This window comes from Leclercia sp. S52 (assembly GCF_039727615.1).
GTDB classification, from domain to species: Bacteria; Pseudomonadota; Gammaproteobacteria; order Enterobacterales; family Enterobacteriaceae; genus Enterobacter; species Enterobacter adecarboxylatus_B.
The window spans coordinates 1,331,198-1,350,480 of record NZ_CP152474.1; the positions used below are offsets into that span (position 1 = coordinate 1,331,198).

Consider the following 19,283-nt stretch of genomic DNA (forward strand, 5'->3'; position numbering starts at 1 on the left):
GTTTTTTTATTAGCTCAGTTTATTTTTTAGCTCAAAGCGCGGTGACACCAGGCCGTAGAGCGTCCAGCCCATAAAGGTCACCATTGCTCCGTACAGCATCGCTTCCTGACCGGAAGAGTAGAGCGCATAGAAGCTGTAAATTGCCCCCACCAGCGCCACAATATTGGCAACCTTCGCTTTGCCCGGATCGACTTTCGCCACCTTCTGAATAATCACCAGCGCCGCCATCGACAGGATGTACGGGATGATATTGGTCACCACCGCCAGGTTAACCAGTACGTTGAACTGGCTGTTCAGCGACGGGCTGATGGTCATCAGGGACAGACCGCTCTGGAAGATAACAATCGCCAGCATTCCCTGTACCGGGGCTTCTGACCTGGTGACGCGGGAGAAGATTTTCGGGAAGTAACCCGCATCGGCCGAGGTTTTAAACACCTGGGCGATGGTGAACTGCCAGCCGAGGAGAGAGCCGCAGCACGACATCACCATCAGACCCATAATCACTTTCCCGACTTCCGGGGTGAACATCTGCGCGAAGGCCAGCCCGAACGGCGCGGTAGAGTTGGCCAGATCCATGTTTGGCACAATCCCGGCGATCACGTTGGTGGAGACGATATAGATTACCGCCGCGCCCAGGGTTCCGCCCAGCACCGCAATCGGCACGTTCTTTTCCGGGTTCTCCACCACTTCGGCGTTAGCACAGGCGGATTCCAGCCCGAGGAAAGCCCATAACGTCATGGCGATGGAGGAGCCAACGGCGGTGAAGAACGGCACATGGTGCGGGTTCCAGGAGTTGGCGTACAGCGTCGGGCTAAACCAGAACCAGCCGATGATGCACAGCCCGACCACCGGGATGATCACCCCCCCAGACGGTAATACTGCTGAGCTGCCCTGTGATACGCGCCCCGCCAAAGTTGGCGATGGTGCAGATCCACAGTACGCCGATGGTTGCCAGCCCGATTTGTACCGGGCTGAGCGTGGCACCGAACAACTCGGTACCGTAACCCACCGCCGAAATCGCAATGGCGACGTTGGCGATCAGCAGCGACACGCCGTAGGTATAGTTGGCCATAAAGTTGCCCGACTTACCGAAGGCATATTCGGCATAGCCGCCCATCCCGCCTGACTTGCGGCTGAACATCCCGCACTTGGCGAATGCCCACGCCAGCGCCATCGAACCCACCGCCGTGACCAGCCAGGAGATGATCGAGATCGTCCCCACCTCCGCGAGCTTGGTTGGCAGCATGATAATGCCGGAGCCCATCATGTTGACCATGGTGAGAATGGTGAGCTGCACCACCCCCATTTTGTTGGATTTACTCATAATTTCTCTCCTTTCAGCAGCGCAGGCTGAGCGGCAGGTTTTTTGATGACGTAGCAGCGAACCTGTTTGCGTCCGTCACACTCTTCGACGTAGACACCCTGCAGCTCCGGGGCAAAGCCCGGCAGCAGGTTGATCCCCTCTTCGAGGGCCGCGAAGTAGCGCAGCACCGAGCCGCCCCAGACTTCACCCGGGACTACGCACAGCACGCCCGGTGGGTAAGGGAGAGCGCCTTCGGCGGCGATCCGGCCTTCCGCATCGCGCAGGGAGACCAGCTCAACCTCGCCGCGCAGGTAGGCAAAGTTGGCCTCCTGCGGGTTCATCATCACCCGAGGGAAGTGCGACTTGCGGAACATCTCTTTCTGGAGCTGTTTCACGTTATGGCGGGCGTACAGTTCATGCATCTCCAGGCAGATCTGGCGCAGGGTGTAACCGGCGTAGCGTTCCGGGTACTGCTTACAGATCGACGGCAGCACCTCTTTCAGCGGGGCATCGGTCTGGAGCAGCTTCTCGAAGCGCACCAGCTGGGCGACCAGCTGCTGCAGTTTGCCCATGTCCTCTGCCGGAGTGAGCAGGAACAGGATCGAGTTGAGATCGCATTTTTCCGGGACGATGCCGTTTTCACGCAGGAAGTTAGCCAGAATGGTGGCCGGGACGCCGAAATCTTCATACTCCCCGGTGCGGGCGTTGATCCCTGGCGTGGTCAGCAGCAGTTTGCACGGATCGATAAAGTACTGGTGCTCGGCATAGCCTTCAAAGGCGTGCCAGTTCTCGCCCGGAACGAAGTGGAAGAAACGCAGATTAGTGGCAATGTCGGCGGTGCTGGCGCTCTCCCACGGGCGGCCATCTACCGTTTCCGGCACAAACGGGCGAATAAACTGGCAGTTTTGCAGGATCAGCTTGCGCGCTTCGATGCCGTTTACCACGCAGTCCATCCACATGTTGCGGCCGCTTTGTCCCTCATGCATCCGGGCGTTGATATCCAGGGCGGCGAACAGCGGATAGAACGGGCTGGTGGAGGCGTGCATCATAAAGGCGTTGTTCAGGCGTTTATGCGGGACATAGCGCTGCTGGCCCTTAATGTGTCGGTCTTTCTTGTGGATCTGCGAGGTCTGGGAGAAACCCGCCTGCTGTTTATGCACCGACTGGGTGACCAGGATCCCCGGATCGTTCTCGTTCAGCTCCAGCAGCAGCGGGGAGCAGTCCGCCATCATCGGGATAAACTGCTCGTAGCCCACCCAGGCAGAGTCAAACAGGATGTAATCGCACAGATGGCCGATCTTATCCACCACCTGACGGGCGTTATAGATGGTGCCATCGTAGGTGCCGAGCTGGATCACCGCCAGGCGGAACGGACGCGAGTCACGGGCGCGGTCAGGTGCCACCTCTGAGACCAGCTCGCGCAGATAGCCCTCTTCAAAGCAGTGGGCATCGATACCGCCGATAAAGCCGTACGGGTTACGCGCGGTTTCCAGATAGACCGGCGTTGCCCCCGCCTGCAACAGCGCACCGTGGTGGTTGGATTTGTGGTTATTACGATCGAACAGCACCAGATCGCCCGGGGTGAGCAGGGCGTTAAGCACCACCTTGTTAGAGGAGGAGGTGCCGTTCAGCACGAAGTAGGTTTTATCCGCATTAAAGACTTTCGCCGCATGCTGCTGGGCGATGCACGGCGCGCCTTCGTGGATCAGCAGATCGCCCATCGCCACATCGGCATTGCACAGGTCGGAGCGGAACAGCGTCTCGCCAAAGAAATCGACAAACTGGTTACCCGCAGGATGACGGCGGAAGAACTGCCCGCCCTGATGCCCCGGGCAGTCAAAGGCGCTGTTGCCTTGCGCGACGTAATCAACCAGCGCGCGGAAGAACGGCGGGCGCAGCTGCGTTTCGTACTTCTGTGCGGCCGCTTCCAGCTGGCGTCCGTAGAAATCATTGCAGTTATCGGCGCATTCAAAAACGCCCTGAATCCGCGATAAATACTCTGCCGGAACAATCTCTTCTTTATGGGTGGAAATAAAAACGGGAATATTGAATCCCGTCGCATCTATTTTTTCGATGGTGCCATTTTCAATATCGCTGACCGCCAGTACCACTGCGGCGACATCGATATAATCCGAGTCGTTCACGTCCACCGTTTCGCGGCTGGTGGTAAAGCAGTGTGGACAGGTACGGCTGGTGGCAATTTTTAAGGTTTTCATCTTTCGCTCTTTATTTTAGATAATAGAGGTCCTTCGATTTCTGATAAAAAAGAAATCGCTGGTTGCCGGAAAAAAAGCAAAGTCGGGCCGCTGATAAAAAATCAGTACATTGCTTTTTGCACAATAAAATTCAGTCCGTCCGGTTACGGATGTGTCTGAATCAAGGGAGGTGAGCGCACGAGTTCACAGCCAACTGACTGTAAAAGCGATCTTTTCAGGGAAGCCTGTAAGCGAATGCGCCAGAAGTCGAAGGACTACCGGGCGTTGAAGAGATGAAAGTCAAAGCAGTTGCGATGGGCAAACTTCATGATATGAGTCACCCGTCTTATATGAGGCATGAAACGATTGTTGTTTTCCATTTTTATTTTCCCTTTCAGTAATTGAAAGCGTGGTCATTTTATCCGGAAAGGGGCGGTAAACCGTGAAGATGATCAACATTAGCCGATCATTTAAAAAATAAATCCCCACATTTAGCTTTGAGCGCAGATCAAAATGCTGTTTTGTAGGTGTTATGTTAATACACTGTATTTTTAGTGTGTTAAATGGCGGGAAATAAAGAAATAAACAGACGATTAGCTGTTTTATAAATATAAATTCGCGGCGTATTGTTTTTAAGTGAAATTAAAATGAATGCTTATTCAAAGCACAAACCGATAACCGATACCGGTTTCAGTTAATAAATGGCGAGGGCGCGCGGGGTCCACCTCGAGTTTCTGGCGAAGGTGACCCATATATATGCGCAGGTAGTGACTATGCTCCACTGCATTCGGTCCCCAGACCTGACTTAACAGCTGGCGCTGGGTGAGCACTTTGCCGTGATTGTTGAGCAGCACCGCCAGCAGGCGGAATTCGATAGGCGTCAGATGGATTTCCGCTTCACCCCGCTGAATGCGCCGTGAGGCCAGATCGACGCGAATATCGGAAAAGCTATACACCGGGTCGACGGGGGCGGTGGTCGCGTGGCGGCGCAGGGCGACGCGAAGACGCGCCTGCAGTTCGCCAATGCCAAACGGCTTGCTGAGATAGTCGTCGGCTCCGGCATCGAGCGCGGCGATTTTGTCGGTCTCTTCCAGACGCGCCGAGAGCACAATGATTGGCATCTGGCTCCACTGGCGCACTTCGCGGATAAAGTCGAGGCCGTCCCCGTCCGGCAGACCCAGATCGAGGATCACCAGATCCGGTTTACGGGTCGCGGCTTCAATCAGGCCCCGCTGCAGCGTCCCGGCATCGTGTACGCGCAGGCCTTCCCCTTCCAGCGCGGCGCGCAGAAAACGGCTGATGGCGAGTTCATCTTCAACAATCAGGACGTTAATCACAAATCCTCTGGAAATTCATTCAGTTCAGGGGGCGTATCGCGCGGCAGTGTAACACAAAATCCGGCCCCGCCTTCGGGGCGGTTATGGGCCGTGATGGTGCCACCGTGCACCTCCACAATTGCCTGGCAGATGGCCAGCCCCAGCCCCACGCCGGGAATGGCCGACTCCTTATTACCGCGGGCGAACTTATCAAAGATAGCCCGTTCCTGACCCACCGGAATACCGGGGCCGGTATCCCACACCTCCAGCTGCAGTTGGTCAGGGGTGACGCTGGCGTGAATCCCGATTTGCGCTCTGCTACCGGCGTATTTGCCGGCGTTCTCCAGCAGGTTAATCAGCACCCGCTCGAACAGCGGGCCGTCCACGTGGATCAACGCCAGAGGATCTGACATATCCAGCGCGATATGCCGACCACCGAGCCCCGGCTCCAGCGTTTTCAGGGCGCTGCCGATCACCTCTTCCAGGGTCAGCCACTCTTTTTTCAGGTTAAAGCCACCGGACTGGATCCGCGCCATATCCAGCAGGTTGTTCACCAGCCGGGTAGTATTCAGCACGTGCTGGCGGATCTCGCTGGCCTGGGGGGGCGTGGCGCGAGCCCTCTGCTGCCAGGTCGAGGGTCAGGATCTCCGACTGGCCGAACAGCACCGTCAGCGGCGTGCGCAGATCGTGAGAGAGGGCCGCCAGCAGGGAGTTACGAATACTCTCCCGCTCGCTGGCTAGCCGCGCCTGCTCTTCGCTGGCGGTCAACGCCAGCCGCTCGAGAGCGCTGGCGACCAGCAGGGTGAAGGTCTCCAGCAGGCGCTGCTGCTCGGGGATCATCAGCTGACGCAGGTTGGACGGCTCGACGATGGCCACTCCCTGGTGCTGCAGCGGCAGGATGAGATACGGCACCCCGGGCAGGGTGTCGGTTCCTGCCCCGGCGGGCTGGCCCTTGTCAAAGCTCCAGCGAGCAATGGCCTCATCCCAGGGCGTCATGCCCGAGGCCGGGGAGAGCGGGCGCAGCACACCTTCGCGATCCGGCACGAGGATCAGGCTGCGGGCGTGAAAGGTGGAGTGGATAAACTGCTGGCTGGTGTGGGCAATATCCTGCGGCGTGCGGCCCACCGCCAGTGCTTTAGACATCTCGTACAGATGGCGGGTGCGCTGCTCGCGGTAGCGGGCGATCCGCGCCTGATAGCGCACCCCCGCCGTCAGGTTGCCGATTAATAATCCCACCGCCAGCATCACGGCGAAGGTGAGCACGTACTGCACGTCCGACACCGCCAGGGTGCCGCGTGGGGCGATGAAAAAGAGATCGAAGCTGACCACGTTGATCACCGTCGCCAGCACCGAAGGCCAGCGCCCGTAAAACAGCGCCACCACCACCACCCCAAGCAGGTAGATCATCACCAGGTTGGCGGCGTCAAAATCGGGTAGCCACTGACTGGCGATAAAGGTGATCAGGGCGCAGAGCAGCACCGCCACCAGACAGCCGCGCAGCTGGATCCGCCATTTGTCGCTGAAGGTCCGGTTATCGGGGGGTTCTGGCGGGCAGGGCCGCGGGTTTGTCGTCGAGGGCGACGATCAGCAGGTCGAGGTCGGGGGCGCGCTGTGCCAGCTTGTCGGCAAAGGTGTCCCTGTTAAACCACCGGCGATGGGACCGTCTGCCGATGACAATCTTGCCGAGGTTATGCTCCCGGGCGTAGCGCAGGATGGCTTTGTCTTCCGCCTGTTCCGCCAGGGTAGCGGTTTCGGCCCCCAGCTCCTGAGCCAGACGCAGGGCGCTGAGAATGGCGCGGCGCTGGTTCTCCGGCAGGCGGTGCAGCTGTGGGGTTTCAACGTAGACGGCGTGCCAGACGCTGCCGAACTTCGCCGCCAGACGCGCGGCGGTGCGCACCAGCTTCTCATTGCCGCTGCCGTGGCCGATACAGAGCAGGATCGCATCGCGGGTATGCCACACCTTCTCCTCGCCCTGATGGTCGCGCCAGGCCCGCATCTGATCGTCCACCCGGTCGGCGGTGCGGCGCAGGGCCAGCTCGCGCAGGGCGATCAAATTGCCTTTACGGAAGAAGTGCTCGATTGCCCGTTCGGCCTGTCCGGCAATGTAAACCTTACCTTCATGCAGGCGCTGGCGCAGATCGTCCGGGGGCAGATCCACCAGCACCACTTCATCCGCAGCGTCGAAGAACGGATCCGGGACGGTCTCCCGGACCTGAATGCCGGTGACGCCGCTAACCACGTCGTTAAGGCTCTCCAGATGCTGGACGTTGACGGTGGTAAAGACATCGATGCCCGCCTCAAGTAGCTCCTCAACGTCCTGCCAGCGTTTCGGGTGGCGTGAACCGGGGGCGTTACTGTGCGCCAGCTCGTCCATCAGGATCAGCGCCGGGCGGCGGGCGAGGGCGGCATCGAGATCGAACTCCGTTACCAGACGTCCGCGATGATGAATGCGCCGGGGCGGCTGAGTTGCCAGGCCAGCCAGCATGGCGGCGGTCTCCTGGCGACCGTGGGTCTCCGCCACGCCGATCAAAATATCGAGCCCCTGGGCGCGCAGACGCTGCGCTTCACTGAGCATGGCGAAGGTCTTGCCGACCCCCGCACAGGCGCCGAAGAAGATTTTCAGCTTGCCGCGATGGGGTGCGGCAGCCTGCTCCAGCAGTTTGTCCGGGTCCGGGCGCTGAGGCTCGTCGATCATTTAGTTTTTCCTTAGTGCGTCCAGCGCCAGATTTAATTCAACAATATTGACCACCGCGCCGCCCATCGCGCTGAACAGCGGTTTTTGCGTATGCTCAGCCACCAGTTGGCTGAGCTGCGCGGAGGTGAGCTGACGTGCCTGGGCCACGCGCGGGATCTGCCAGGCGACGGCCTGCGGCGTCAGGCTGTAGTCCAGCCCGCTGGCCGAAGCGGTCACCAGCTCAACCGGCACCGCCTGGCTGGCCTGTGGATTGGCGACGCGTAGTGCCGCTACGCGGGCGCGAATGGCGTTATCCAGCTCAGGGTTGCTGCCCGCCAGGTTGCTGCCGCCCGAGGCCAGCGGATTATACGGGCTTTCCGCCGTGGCGGAAGGACGGCCGTGAAAGTAACCCGCCCCGGTAAAGTCTTGCCCAATCAGGCGTGAACCGCGGATCTCCCCCTGCTGGCGGATAAGCGAACCGTTAGCCTGGTCGGCAAACCACCACTGGCCCAGCGCGGTAGTCACCAGCGGGTAGACGCCGCCGGTGATCAGGGCCAGCAGAATAAACAACAGTATAGCGGGACGTAACATAGCCATTTGATTTTCCTCTTAAACCAGCCCGAACAGGGTGAGCACCAGGTCGATAGCCTTAATGCCGATAAAGGGCACCACCAGCCCACCCAGACCGTAAACCCACAGATTGCGGCGCAGCATGGCGGCGGCGGTGAGCGGCTTGTAGCTCACCCCCTTCAGCGCCAGCGGGATCAGAAAGACAATGATCAGCGCGTTAAAGATCACCGCGCTCAGGATGGCCGAGGCGGGGGAGTGCAGGTGCATCACGTTCAGGGCGTTCAGCTGCGGATAGGTCGCTGCAAACGCCGCCGGAATAATGGCGAAATATTTCGCCACGTCGTTGGCGATGCTGAAGGTGGTCAGCGAGCCCCGGGTCATCAGCATCTGTTTGCCGATATGCACCACCTCAATCAGCTTGGTCGGGTTGGAGTCGAGGTCGACCATATTCCCGGCCTCTTTTGCCGCCTGGGTGCCGGAGTTCATCGCCACCGCCACATCCGCCTGGGCGAGGGCCGGGGCGTCGTTGGTGCCGTCTCCGGTCATCGCCACCAGCCGTCCTTCAGCCTGGTACTGGCGGATCAGCGCCAGTTTGGCTTCCGGCGTCGCCTCGGAGAGGAAATCATCCACCCCTGCTTCGGCGGCAATGGCGGCGGCGGTCAGACGGTTATCCCCGGTGATCATCACCGTTTTGATGCCCATTTTGCGCAGCTGGGCAAAACGCTCCTTGATGCCGCCTTTAACGATATCCTTCAGGGCGATCACCCCCAGCACGGTAGCGCCTTCGGCCACCACCAGCGGGGTGGCCCCCCTGACGGGCGACGTTCTCCACCAGGGTATCAACCTGCGGCGGGAAGTGGCCGTTGTTGGCGGCGATATGCCGGCGAATGGCATCCACCGAGCCTTTGCGGATCAGCCGGTCCTGAATGTTAATCCCGCTCATCCGCGTCTGCGCCGTAAAGGGCACAAAGGTGGCATGCAGGTTCTGGACGTCGCGCTGGCGCAGGTTAAAGCGCTGCTTGGCGAGGATCACGATGCTGCGGCCTTCCGGGGTTTCATCCGCCAGCGAGGCCAGTTGAGCCGCGTCGGCCAGGGTTTTTTCATCCACGCCCGGGGCGGGCAGGAACTCAGAGGCCTGACGGTTACCGAGGGTGATGGTGCCGGTTTTATCCAGCAGCAGCACGTCGACGTCGCCCGCCGCTTCCACCGCCCGGCCGCTGGTGGCGATAACGTTGGCCGCCAGCATCCGGCTCATGCCCGCCACGCCGATGGCCGACAGCAGGCCGCCGATGGTGGTCGGGATCAGGCAGACCAGCAGCGCAACCAGCACGGTCACGCTCACCGCCGTGCCGCCATACGATGAGAAAGGCCACAGGGTGGCGGTCGCCAGCAGGAAGACGATGGTCAGCGCCACCAGCAGAATGGTCAGGGCGATCTCGTTCGGGGTTTTCCGCCGCTGAGCGCCTTCTACCATGGCGATCATCCGGTCGAGGAAGGTCTCGCCAGGGTTAACGCTGCACTGGATCACCAGCCAGTCGGAGAGAATGCGCGTCCCGCCGGTGACTGAGGCAAAATCGCCGCCGGACTCACGGATCACCGGTGCGGATTCGCCGGTGATCGCGCTCTCATCCACCGAGGCGCCCCCTTCAATGACCTCCCCGTCGCAGGGAATAATGTCCCCGGCCTCCACCAGCACGATATCGCCTTTGCGCAGCGTGTCTGCCGGAACCCTGTCGGTATCGGCACCGTATTTCGCTTCGCGCAGCTTTCGGGCGAACGCCGTTTTCTGCACCCCTTTGAGGCTGTTGGCCTGCGCTTTGCTGCGACCTTCCGCCAGCGCCTCAGCGACGTTGGCAAACAGCACGGTGAACCACAGCCACAGGCTGATCGCCGCGGTAAAGCTGGCGCTTCCTGCCAGCCATCCGCCCGCCATGGCAAGGGCCAGCAGGGTGGTCAGCAGGCTGCCCAGCCAGACGATAAACATCACCGGGTTGCGCCACTGCACGCGCGGGTCGACTTTTTTAACCGCATCCATCAGCGCCTGACGAACCAGCGAGGGTTCGAGCAGGGCCAGTTGCTTACGACTCATGACCAATACTCCGCAAAATCAGCGTAAAGAGAGATGTTCCGCGACCGGGCCTAAGGCGAGGGCGGGGATAAAGGTGAGGGCGCCTACCAGCAGGACGGTACCGATCAGCAGGCCGACGAACAGCGCGCCGTGGGTTGGTAACGTGCCGCCAGAGGCGGGCTGGCGGGTCTTATTCACCAGCGATCCGGCGATGGCCATCACCGGCACTATCACCCCGAAGCGTCCGATCAACATGCAGAACGCCAGCAGGCAGTTCCAGAACGGCGAGTTGGCGCTCAGGCCCGCAAAGGCGCTGCCGTTGTTGTTGGCCGCCGATGAGACCGCGTACAGCACCTCGCTGAACCCGTGGATCCCGGGGTTGAAGATGCCGCTGCGCCCGGCCTCGGTCATCAGTGCCAGCGCGGTGCCGAGCAGCACCAGCGCCGGGGTGACGAGGATCGCCAGCGCAGTCAGCTTCATCTCGCGCACGTCGATTTTCTTGCCCAGATATTCCGGGGTGCGGCCAATCATCAGCCCGGCGATAAACACCGCCAGCAGCACAAACAGCAGCATGCCGTACAGGCCGGAACCGACGCCGCCAAACACCACTTCACCGATCTGCATCAGCCACAGGGGGGATCATCCCGCCCAGCGCGGTGAAGGAGTCATGCATGGCGTTGACTGCCCCACACGAGGCGGCGGTGGTGACCACGGCGTACAGGCTGCTGGCGAGAATGCCAAAGCGGCTCTCTTTGCCCTCCATATTGCTGTTGCTGTCTGCCCCCAGCAGCATAAAGTGGCTGTTGCCCTGCCACTCCGCCCACATCACCAGCGCGGCGCAGATCGCAAAGATGATTGACATGGTCCAGAGGATCGCATGCCCCTGGCGGCGATCGCTCACCGCATCGCCAAAGGCAAAGCACAGCGCGGTGGGGATCAGGAAGATCGCCAGCATCTGCACGGCGTTAGTCAGTGCCGTCGGGTTCTCAAACGGATGGGCAGAGTTCGCATTAAAGAAGCCGCCCCCGTTGGTGCCGAGCATTTTGATCGCCTCCTGAGAGGCCACCGGCCCCATCGGTAGCAGCTGTTTGGCCCCCTCCAGCGAGGTGAAGGGCTGATACGGCAGCAGGTTTTGCAGCACGCCCTGCTGAATAAATAGCAGCGCGATGAGCAGCGACAGGGGCAGTAACACCCACAGGGTGATGCGGGTCAGATCGACCCAGGCGTTGCCCAGCGTGGCGATATTCTGGCGGGCGAAGGCGCGGGTGAGGGCGAAGATCACCGCAATGCCGCTGGCCGCCGAGAGGAAGTTTTGCACCGTCAGCCCGGCCATCTGGCTGAAATAGCTCAGGGTGGTCTCCCCGGCATAGGACTGCCAGTTGGTATTGCTGACGAAGCTGACGGCGGTGTTCAGCGCCAGATGCCAGGAGAGCCCAGGCAGCTGCTGTGGATTGAGCGGCAGATAACCCTGCAGCATTAACATGGCGAACAGCGCGACCAGACCCACCCCGTTCAGCAGCAGGATCGCGCCCAGATAGTGACGCCAGCCCATTTCTATGGTGCCGATCCCGAGCATTCGCAGCAGTCCTGCGTCAAGGGCTTGCACCCCGGGTAGCGGCAGGCCGTTAATCATCCGCGCCAGCCACATCCCCAGCGGCCGGGCGAGCACCAACAGCACCAGCAGAAAGCCGGCAATAAGCAGAAATCCTTGTGCGGCCATCAGAATGCCTCCGCGTTCAACAGGGCATAAATCAGATACCCCAGCAGCAGGAACACCAGCACGATGCCCGCAATTACACCTGCACTCACAATTCACCTCCGGGTGACATTAGTAATGATGCAAAGCGTAAAATTTCGGTCGCAAAGATTTCGCAAAAATCAGAGGGGGGAGGTGTAAAAAAAGTATAAAGAGGGATAAGACCCTAATTTAACTAATGGTTAGTATAAATTTAACTTTCCTGTAACTAAATTACGGCGTGGAGTGTAAATATTCACTAAATGGATGAGAAAAAGTGGTCGGATGAGTAGTAAAATTACAGCCAAAGCGTTACTATTTTCTTCAGATAACCAGTTTTACTTTTCCGGAGAGGGTTTCCGGCCAGAGAAAGGGGAGAAAATGATGGAATTTTACAAAGCATATCCGGCACATATCGTTTTTATTCGCCGCACTTTCGCTGTTCTGGCGGGGGTTCTGGCGTTACCAGTGATGCTTTTCTGGAAAGAACGTGCTCGTTTTTATAGCTATCTGCATCGCGTCTGGGCTAAAACCAGCGATAAACCGGTGTGGATGGATCAGGCCGAAAAAGCCACTTGTGATTTTTATTAAATTTTAGAAAGACTACACACAGCACCTGCAGCAATAAAAAAACCGCCACAGCAATGTGGCGGTTTTTTTATCCCTCGGGATTCGCGGTCCGTTGGGAGGGGCTACCAGGCTCTTCCAGAGAACGCCATCTTATCCCTAACCGCCCTCAGGAGAAATGTGCGCAATCTAAATGAATTCTGAAAGGCCTGTGGCGGTCTGCATATGACCCATGATGTTGACTATGATGTGTCGTCCCTTTCCGCCATCTCGCACATGGGCACCGGTCCCGGGAAAGGTGTATTCACAACCGTAAATCAGGTTCTTCCAGAACTTGTGTCTGCCGGATTATCACCGGTGGTGAACGGTGGAGCGGTGAGTTTGCAGGGACCGCATAATGAAACGCTATCTGTGTATCGCGTTCATTGTCGCCAGCGTATTCGTGGTAAGAAGTGACGATCCAGACGTCTTCGTTGCCCTTACCCCGTTCGCGCAGGACAAGTAGCGTTAAGGCCGCCATCAGGGCGGCCTTTTTTATTCCATTATGGCTACACTTGTTAAAGCGAAGTATCCTCGATGACCTGGAGATGTTACAGACGATAATTCTGGAGTGTTATGGCCACCCATCTGGTCTGGTTTCGCGCCGATCTGCGCATCCACGACAACCTGGCGCTTGCCGCCGCCTGTCGCGACAAAAACGCCCGCGTGTTGGCGCTTTTCATCGCCACGCCGCAACAGTGGCAACAGCACGCGATGGCACCGCGTCAGGCCGCATTTCTTCACGCCCATCTCAACGGTCTACAGCAGCAGCTGGCTGATAAAGGCATTCCGCTGCTGTATGCCCAGGTCGCTGATTTTGCGGCGCAGGCTGAGAAAGTGATTCAGCTCTGTGCCGAGCATGAGGTCACCCATCTTTTTTTACAACTATCAATACGAACTGAACGAGCAGCAGCGCGATCGTCAGCTGGAGCGCGCGCTGGAGGAGGTGACCTGCCAGGGGTTTGATGACAGCGTTATTCTCCCTCCCGGCAGCGTGATGACCGGCAATCACGAGATGTACAAAGTGTTTACGCCGTTTAAAAACGCCTGGCTGCGGCGGCTGAAAGAGGGGCTGCCCGACTGTGCGGCGGCGCCTGCCGCGCGCGAGGGCGAGAAGGTCGCGCCGGTGGCGCTGGATTTCGACTATCCGCAGCAGGCGTTCGATGCCGCCCTGTTTCCGGCGAGCGAGAAAGAGGCGATTGCCCGGCTGCGCCAGTTCTGTCAGCACGATGCAGGAAACTACGAGACGCAGCGTGATTTTCCGGCCATCGAAGGCACCAGCCGTCTCTCCGCCTGTCTGGCGTTGGGGGTGCTATCACCCCGTCAGTGCCTGCACAGATTGCTGGCCGAGCAGCCCCAGGCGCTGGAGGGTGGTCCGGGCGCGGTATGGCTCAACGAGCTGATCTGGCGAGAGTTTTATCGTCATCTGATGACGTATCACCCTGATTTATGTAAATATCGACCATTCATCCGTTGGACTGATAACGTGAAATGGCAGTCTGACGATGTTCAGCAGAAGGCCTGGCAATATGGACAGACCGGCTACCCGATCGTCGATGCCGCCATGCGCCAGCTGAATGAAACCGGCTGGATGCACAACCGCCTGCGGATGATTACCGCCAGCTTCCTGGTGAAAGACCTGCTGATCGACTGGCGAGCCGGTGAACGTTACTTTATGTCGCAGCTGATCGATGGCGACCTGGCGGCCAACAACGGCGGCTGGCAGTGGGCGGCGTCGACCGGAACCGACGCCGCGCCCTATTTTCGTATTTTTAACCCGACAACCCAGGGGCAGAAGTTCGATACCGACGGCGTGTTTATCCGCCGCTGGCTGCCGGAGCTGGCCACCGTGCCGGACCAGGCCCTCCATGACCCCTGGACCTGGGCGGACAAGCAGGGGGTAACCCTCGAATATCCGCGCCCGGTTGTCGATCACAAACAGGCACGCGTCGCCACGCTGGCAGCGTATGAAGCCGCTCGTAAAGCGTAAGGGAGCAACAATGAAAAACAGTGAACTGGAAAGACTGATTAATGACAAGCTGAACAGCAGCAGCTTCAACGACTATGCGCCGAACGGCCTGCAGGTGGAAGGGCGTGAGCAGGTGCAGAAGATTGTCACCGGCGTGACCGCAAGCCAGGCGCTGATCGATGAAGCGGTGCGCCAGCAAGCCGATGCGGTGATTGTTCACCACGGCTATTTCTGGAAAGGCGAATCCCCGGTGATCCGCGGTATGAAGCGCAACCGCCTGAAAACGCTGCTGGAAAACGACATCAACCTCTACGGCTGGCATCTGCCGCTGGACGCCCATCCGGAGCTGGGGAATAACGCCCAGCTGGCGGCACTGCTCGGCATCAACATCATGGGTGAAATCGAGCCGCTGGTGCCCTGGGGCGAGCTCTCCATGCCGGTGCCGGGTCTCGAGCTGGCATCGTGGATTGAAGCCCGTCTGGGACGTCGCCCGCTGTGGAGCGGCGATACCGGGCCGGACAGAGTACAGCGCGTCGCCTGGTGTACCGGCGGCGGGCAGGGCTTTATCGACAGCGCGGCGCGCTTTGGCGTCGATGCTTTTATTACCGGCGAAGTGTCAGAGCAGACCATTCACTCTGCCCGGGAACAGGGGCTGCATTTCTATGCGGCAGGACACCATGCCACGGAACGCGGCGGCATTCGCGCCCTCAGCGAATGGCTGACGGAAACCACTGACCTGGATGTCACCTTTGTGGATATCCCTAATCCAGCCTGATGAGAGGTGTATAAGTGCAGAGAGCTCGTTGTTATCTGTTAGGTGAAACCGCCGTGGTGCTGGAACTGGAGCCGCCGGTCACCCTGGCGACGCAAAAACGGATCTGGCGCTTAACCCAGCGACTGGGTGAAATCCCTGAGGTGGTGGAAGCCATACCCGGGATGAATAATATCACCGTGGTGTTGCGTAATCCCCACTCGCTGGCGCTGGATGCCATTGAGCGTCTGCAGCGCTGGTGGGAGGAGAGCGAGGCGCTGGATCCTGAGTCACGCTATATCGAAATTCCGGTGGTGTATGGCACCGCCGCGGGTCCGGATCTGGGCGAGGTGGCCCGGCACGCCGGGCTGAGCGAGAAACAGGTCGTGGAGCTGCACTCGTCCATTGATTATGTGGTCTGGTTCTTAGGTTTTCAGCCGGGCTTCCCGTATCTGGGCGGACTGCCCGAGCAGCTGGCAACGCCGCGCCGGGATGAACCCCGGCTGCAGGTGCCGGCGGGTTCGGTGGGGATTGGCGGGGCGCAAACCGGCATTTACCCGTTAGCCACCCCGGGCGGCTGGCAGCTGATCGGGCACACCCCGTTGCCGCTGTTCGATCCACATCGTGACGAGCCGGTGCTGCTGCGACCGGGCGATACCGTGCGGTTTATCCCGCAGAAGGAGGGGGTATGCTAAAAATACTTCGCGCAGGACTCTATACCTCGGTGCAGGACGGCGGGCGCATCGGTTTTCGCCAGTCGGGGATCAGCTACTGCGGCGCGCTGGATAAACCGGCCCTGCAGATTGGCAATATCCTGGTGGGCAACGACCCGGACGATGCCGCCCTGGAGATCACTCTCGGGCAGTGTACTTTCGAATTTGAACAGGACGGCTGGTTTGCCCTGACCGGCGCGGGCTGCGACGCCCGGCTCGACGGCGCGGCGGTCTGGACCGGCTGGCGTCTGCCGGTGAAGGCCGGACAACAGCTCACCCTGAATCGTCCCCGCCGCGGCATGCGCAGCTATCTGGCCATTGCGGGCGGCATCGACGTGCCGTCGGTGATGAACTCTCTCAGCACCGATCTGAAGGTGGGCCTCGGCGGCCACGAAGGGCGCCTGCTGAAAGATGGCGATCGCCTGGCCGTCCGGCCTGGCGGGCGCAAGTTCCTTGAAGCGCAGGGCGTAAAGCAGCTGCTGTGGGATAACCGCGTGCGCGCCCTGCCGGGGCCGGAGTATCACGAGTTTGATAAAGCCTCGCAGGATGCGCTCTGGCGTCTGCCGTGGCAGCTCAGCCCGCAAAGTAACCGTATGGGCTATCGCCTGCAGGGGCAGAAGCTGGTGCGCACTACCGAGCGTGAAATGCTGTCGCACGGCCTGCTGCCGGGCGTAATTCAGGTGCCACACAACGGACAGCCGATCGTTCTGATGAACGATGCGCAGACCACCGGGGGCTATCCGCGGATCGCCTGCATCATCGAGGCCGATATGTACCACCTGGCGCAGGCCCCGCTCGGACAGCCGATCCACTTTGTCCCCTGTACGCTGGAAGAGGCGCTCGACGCGCGACGCATACAGAAACAATACATCGAACAGCTGGCGTGGAGGTTGCATGATCGCGGTTGATTTAAATGCCGATTTAGGGGAAGGCTGCGGCAGCGATGCCGCGCTGTTACAGCTGGTGACGTCAGCCAACATCGCCTGCGGTTTTCACGCTGGCGATGCCCAGACCATGCTGGCCTGCGTACGCGAGGCGCTGAAAAACGGGGTCGCCATCGGGGCGCACCCCAGCTTCCCGGATCGGGAAAACTTTGGCCGCACGGCCATGACCCTGCCGCCGGAGACGGTCTACGCGCAAATGCTGTACCAGATTGGTGCCCTGGCGGCGATCGTCCGCGCCGAAGGGGGGCAGCTGCATCACGTGAAACCCCACGGCATGCTCTATAACCAGGCGGCAAAAGATCGCGAGCTGGCCGATGCCATCGCCCGGGCCATCTCTACCGTCGATCCGGATTTGATTCTGGTGGGGCTGGCAGGGAGCGAGCTGATCCGCGCGGGCACCCGCTATGGCCTGATTACCCGGGAAGAAGTGTTTGCCGATCGCGGATATCAGGCTGACGGCAGCCTGGTGCCGCGTACCCAGGCCGGCGCACTGATCGCGGATGAAGATCTGGCCCTGGCGCAAACCCTGGAGATGATCCAGCACGGCCGGGTGAAGAGTATTACCGGTGAATGGGCAACCGTACACGCGCAGACGGTATGCATCCACGGAGACGGAGAACACGCGCTGGCCTTTGCCCGTCGCCTGCGCACAGAATTTGAAGCAAATAATATAAAAATTAGTGCGTAACGCACGGCCGCAAACACAACACAACCAAAGGAACATTAACATGGCAGAGACGCTATCCCTCTGGCCACTCATCGGTATCGCGGTGATTGTGGTCGGGTTTCTCTTACGCTTTAACCCGGTGCTGGTGGTCATAGTCGCCGGGATCGTCACCGGCCTCGCGGCACAGATGCCGATCGCCACCATTCTGGAAAAACTGGGTGAAGGGTTCCTCAATACCCGTAACCTGCCGTATATCCTGCTGATCCCGCTGGCGGTTATCGGCCTGCTGGAGCGTCACGGCCTGAAAGAGCGGGCCCAGGCGTGGATCGCGAAGATCCACAGCGCCACCGCCGGTCGTCTGCTGATCGTCTATCTGTTTGTCCGTGAAGCAACCGCGGCGATGGGGTTGACCAGCCTCGGCGGCCATCCGCAGATGGTGCGCCCGCTGCTGGCGCCGATGGCGGAAGGGGCAGCAGAGAAGCAATATGGCGAACTGCCGGGGGCGGTACGCTACCGCCTGCGGGCAATGTCGGCGGCCACCGATAACGTCGGGCTGTTCTTTGGCGAAGATATCTTTGTCGCCTTTGGCGCCATTATCTTTATGCATAACTTTATGCTTGAATCCGGCGGGATCCAGACCGAACCGCTGCATATCGCCCTGTGGGGGATCCCAACCGCGCTCTGCGCCTTTGCGATCCACTCTGCCCGCCTGTACCGCCTGGATAAGCATCTGCAGCGTGAGCTGGCCAAAGTGCAGGGAGAAGCGAAATGAATTTCCAGCAAAGTTATCTCTACTGGCTGGCAGGCCTGATCCTGCTCATCGTGGCGCTGATGTCGTTTCGCGATAAAGCTAACCCACGACGCATCACCACCGGGCTGTTCTGGGGCATCTATGGCCTGCTGTTCCTGCTCGGCAACTGGACTTACGATCTGGTGGGCGACAAACGCACCGTCCATATCGCGGTGGGCGTGGCGGTGGTCGGGCTGGCGCTGATCGCCGGTTTTGGCGGCGTGCGGCTGGGCAGCTATCACCAGCGCACGGCAGAAGAGCGCGAGAGCAGCGCGAAGCGTCTGGGCAATCGCCTGTTCTTACCGGCGCTGGCCATTCCGGTGGTAACGGTCGTGGGCGTGCTGATGTTTAACCATATTCCGGGCCTGCAGGAGACGCTGTTCGGGCCAGGTAACCATTCGACGCTGGTGACGCTGTTCTCGATGACCGTCGGCTCGCTGGTGGGTCTGGCGATGGCGGTCAAAATGACCCATGAGAAAGTGCATCAGCCCCTGCAGGAGGCGCGCCGTCTGCTCGACTCCATCGGCTGGGCCTTTATTTTGCCGCAGATCCTCGCCACTCTTGGCCTGCTGTTTACTGCCGCCGGAGTCGGGGAGGGGATTTCATACCTCACCCAGACCTATCTGGCGGTCGACAGCCGGTTTATCGCGGTGGTGGTCTATGCTGTGGGCATGGCGCTGTTGACCATGGTGATGGGCAACGCCTTTGCCGCCTTCCCGATTGTCACTGCGGGGATCGGCATTCCGATCCTGGTGCTGCAACACGGCGGCAACCCGGCGGTGATGGCGGCGATTGGCATGTTCTCCGGCTACTGCGGTACTCTGATGACGCCGATGGCGGCCAACTTCAACATCGTGCCCGCCGCGCTGCTGGAGCTGCCCGATAAAAATGCGGTCATCAAAGCGCAGGTCCCGACCGGGGTACTGCTGCTGATCGCCAACGTGTTCCTGCTCTACTTCCTGATGTTCCTGTAAGGAGAAAT

General features: G+C 59.9%; 12 protein-coding genes and 5 pseudogenes. 8 read left to right on the forward strand and 9 right to left on the reverse strand.

Annotated features, from left to right (window positions below; all coding sequences use genetic code 11):
- Positions 1 to 9: 9 nt before the first annotated feature.
- The 9 genes and pseudogenes from potE to kdpF form a co-directional block, all read right to left on the reverse strand.
- A pseudogene (potE, locus tag AAHB66_RS06285) lies at positions 10 to 1,324 on the reverse strand (putrescine-ornithine antiporter).
- Positions 1,321 to 3,519: an ornithine decarboxylase SpeF gene (gene speF / locus AAHB66_RS06290; RefSeq protein WP_347115563.1), complete on the reverse strand. Its 2,199-nt coding sequence runs from the start codon at positions 3,517 to 3,519 to the stop codon at positions 1,321 to 1,323. The pseudogene potE and the gene speF overlap by 4 nt, the downstream one beginning before the upstream one ends.
- Positions 3,520 to 3,773: 254 nt before the next feature.
- Positions 3,774 to 3,878: a leader peptide SpeFL gene (gene speFL / locus AAHB66_RS06295; protein ID WP_138369585.1), complete on the reverse strand. Its 105-nt coding sequence runs from the start codon at positions 3,876 to 3,878 to the stop codon at positions 3,774 to 3,776.
- Positions 3,879 to 4,157: 279 nt separating this feature from the next.
- Complete coding sequence (kdpE, locus tag AAHB66_RS06300; RefSeq protein WP_347115564.1) at positions 4,158 to 4,835, reverse strand: two-component system response regulator KdpE; 678 nt, start codon at positions 4,833 to 4,835, stop codon at positions 4,158 to 4,160.
- Positions 4,832 to 7,509: pseudogene (kdpD, locus tag AAHB66_RS06305) on the reverse strand (two-component system sensor histidine kinase KdpD). Before kdpD ends, kdpE begins: the two are co-directional and overlap by 4 nt.
- The gene (gene kdpC, locus AAHB66_RS06310) at positions 7,510 to 8,085 is read right to left on the reverse strand and encodes a potassium-transporting ATPase subunit KdpC (protein WP_347115565.1); all 576 of its coding nucleotides are present in this window, start codon (positions 8,083 to 8,085) and stop codon (positions 7,510 to 7,512) included.
- 12 nt (positions 8,086 to 8,097) lie between these two features.
- A pseudogene (gene kdpB / locus AAHB66_RS06315) lies at positions 8,098 to 10,147 on the reverse strand (potassium-transporting ATPase subunit KdpB).
- Between the two features lie 18 nt (positions 10,148 to 10,165).
- Positions 10,166 to 11,846: pseudogene (kdpA, locus tag AAHB66_RS06320) on the reverse strand (potassium-transporting ATPase subunit KdpA).
- A complete protein-coding gene (kdpF, locus tag AAHB66_RS06325; protein WP_071886481.1) occupies positions 11,846 to 11,935 on the reverse strand; it encodes a K(+)-transporting ATPase subunit F in 90 nt (29 codons plus the stop codon). The pseudogene kdpA and the gene kdpF overlap by 1 nt, the downstream one beginning before the upstream one ends.
- A gap of 310 nt (positions 11,936 to 12,245) precedes the next feature.
- Between kdpF and AAHB66_RS06330 the strand changes: the two genes are divergently transcribed.
- The 8 genes and pseudogenes from AAHB66_RS06330 (at position 12,246) to AAHB66_RS06365 (ending at position 19,275) form a co-directional block, all read left to right on the forward strand.
- Positions 12,246 to 12,452, forward strand: coding sequence for a YbfA family protein (locus AAHB66_RS06330; RefSeq protein ID WP_106992808.1), 207 nt, complete (start codon positions 12,246 to 12,248; stop codon positions 12,450 to 12,452).
- A 591-nt stretch (positions 12,453 to 13,043) separates the two neighbouring features.
- Positions 13,044 to 14,457, forward strand: a pseudogene (gene phrB / locus AAHB66_RS06335) (deoxyribodipyrimidine photo-lyase).
- A 10-nt stretch (positions 14,458 to 14,467) separates the two neighbouring features.
- Complete coding sequence (locus AAHB66_RS06340; protein WP_347115566.1) at positions 14,468 to 15,211, forward strand: type 2 GTP cyclohydrolase I; 744 nt, start codon at positions 14,468 to 14,470, stop codon at positions 15,209 to 15,211.
- A 14-nt stretch (positions 15,212 to 15,225) separates the two neighbouring features.
- Positions 15,226 to 15,882, forward strand: a complete 657-nt coding sequence (gene pxpB / locus AAHB66_RS06345) for a 5-oxoprolinase subunit PxpB (protein ID WP_347115567.1) — start codon at positions 15,226 to 15,228, stop codon at positions 15,880 to 15,882.
- Complete coding sequence (gene pxpC / locus AAHB66_RS06350) at positions 15,876 to 16,808, forward strand: 5-oxoprolinase subunit PxpC (RefSeq protein WP_347115568.1); 933 nt, start codon at positions 15,876 to 15,878, stop codon at positions 16,806 to 16,808. The genes pxpB and pxpC overlap by 7 nt, the downstream gene beginning before the upstream one ends.
- Positions 16,798 to 17,532, forward strand: coding sequence for a 5-oxoprolinase subunit PxpA (gene pxpA / locus AAHB66_RS06355; RefSeq protein WP_347116430.1), 735 nt, complete (start codon positions 16,798 to 16,800; stop codon positions 17,530 to 17,532). Before pxpC ends, pxpA begins: the two co-directional genes overlap by 11 nt.
- 40 nt (positions 17,533 to 17,572) lie before the next feature.
- Positions 17,573 to 18,283, forward strand: coding sequence for a DUF969 domain-containing protein (locus AAHB66_RS06360; RefSeq protein WP_347115569.1), 711 nt, complete (start codon positions 17,573 to 17,575; stop codon positions 18,281 to 18,283).
- Positions 18,280 to 19,275 carry a DUF979 domain-containing protein gene (locus AAHB66_RS06365; protein WP_347115570.1) on the forward strand — a complete coding sequence of 332 codons (996 nt, stop codon included), beginning with the start codon at positions 18,280 to 18,282 and terminating at the stop codon, positions 19,273 to 19,275. The genes AAHB66_RS06360 and AAHB66_RS06365 overlap by 4 nt, the downstream gene beginning before the upstream one ends.
- The last annotated feature ends 8 nt before the right edge of the window (positions 19,276 to 19,283 follow it).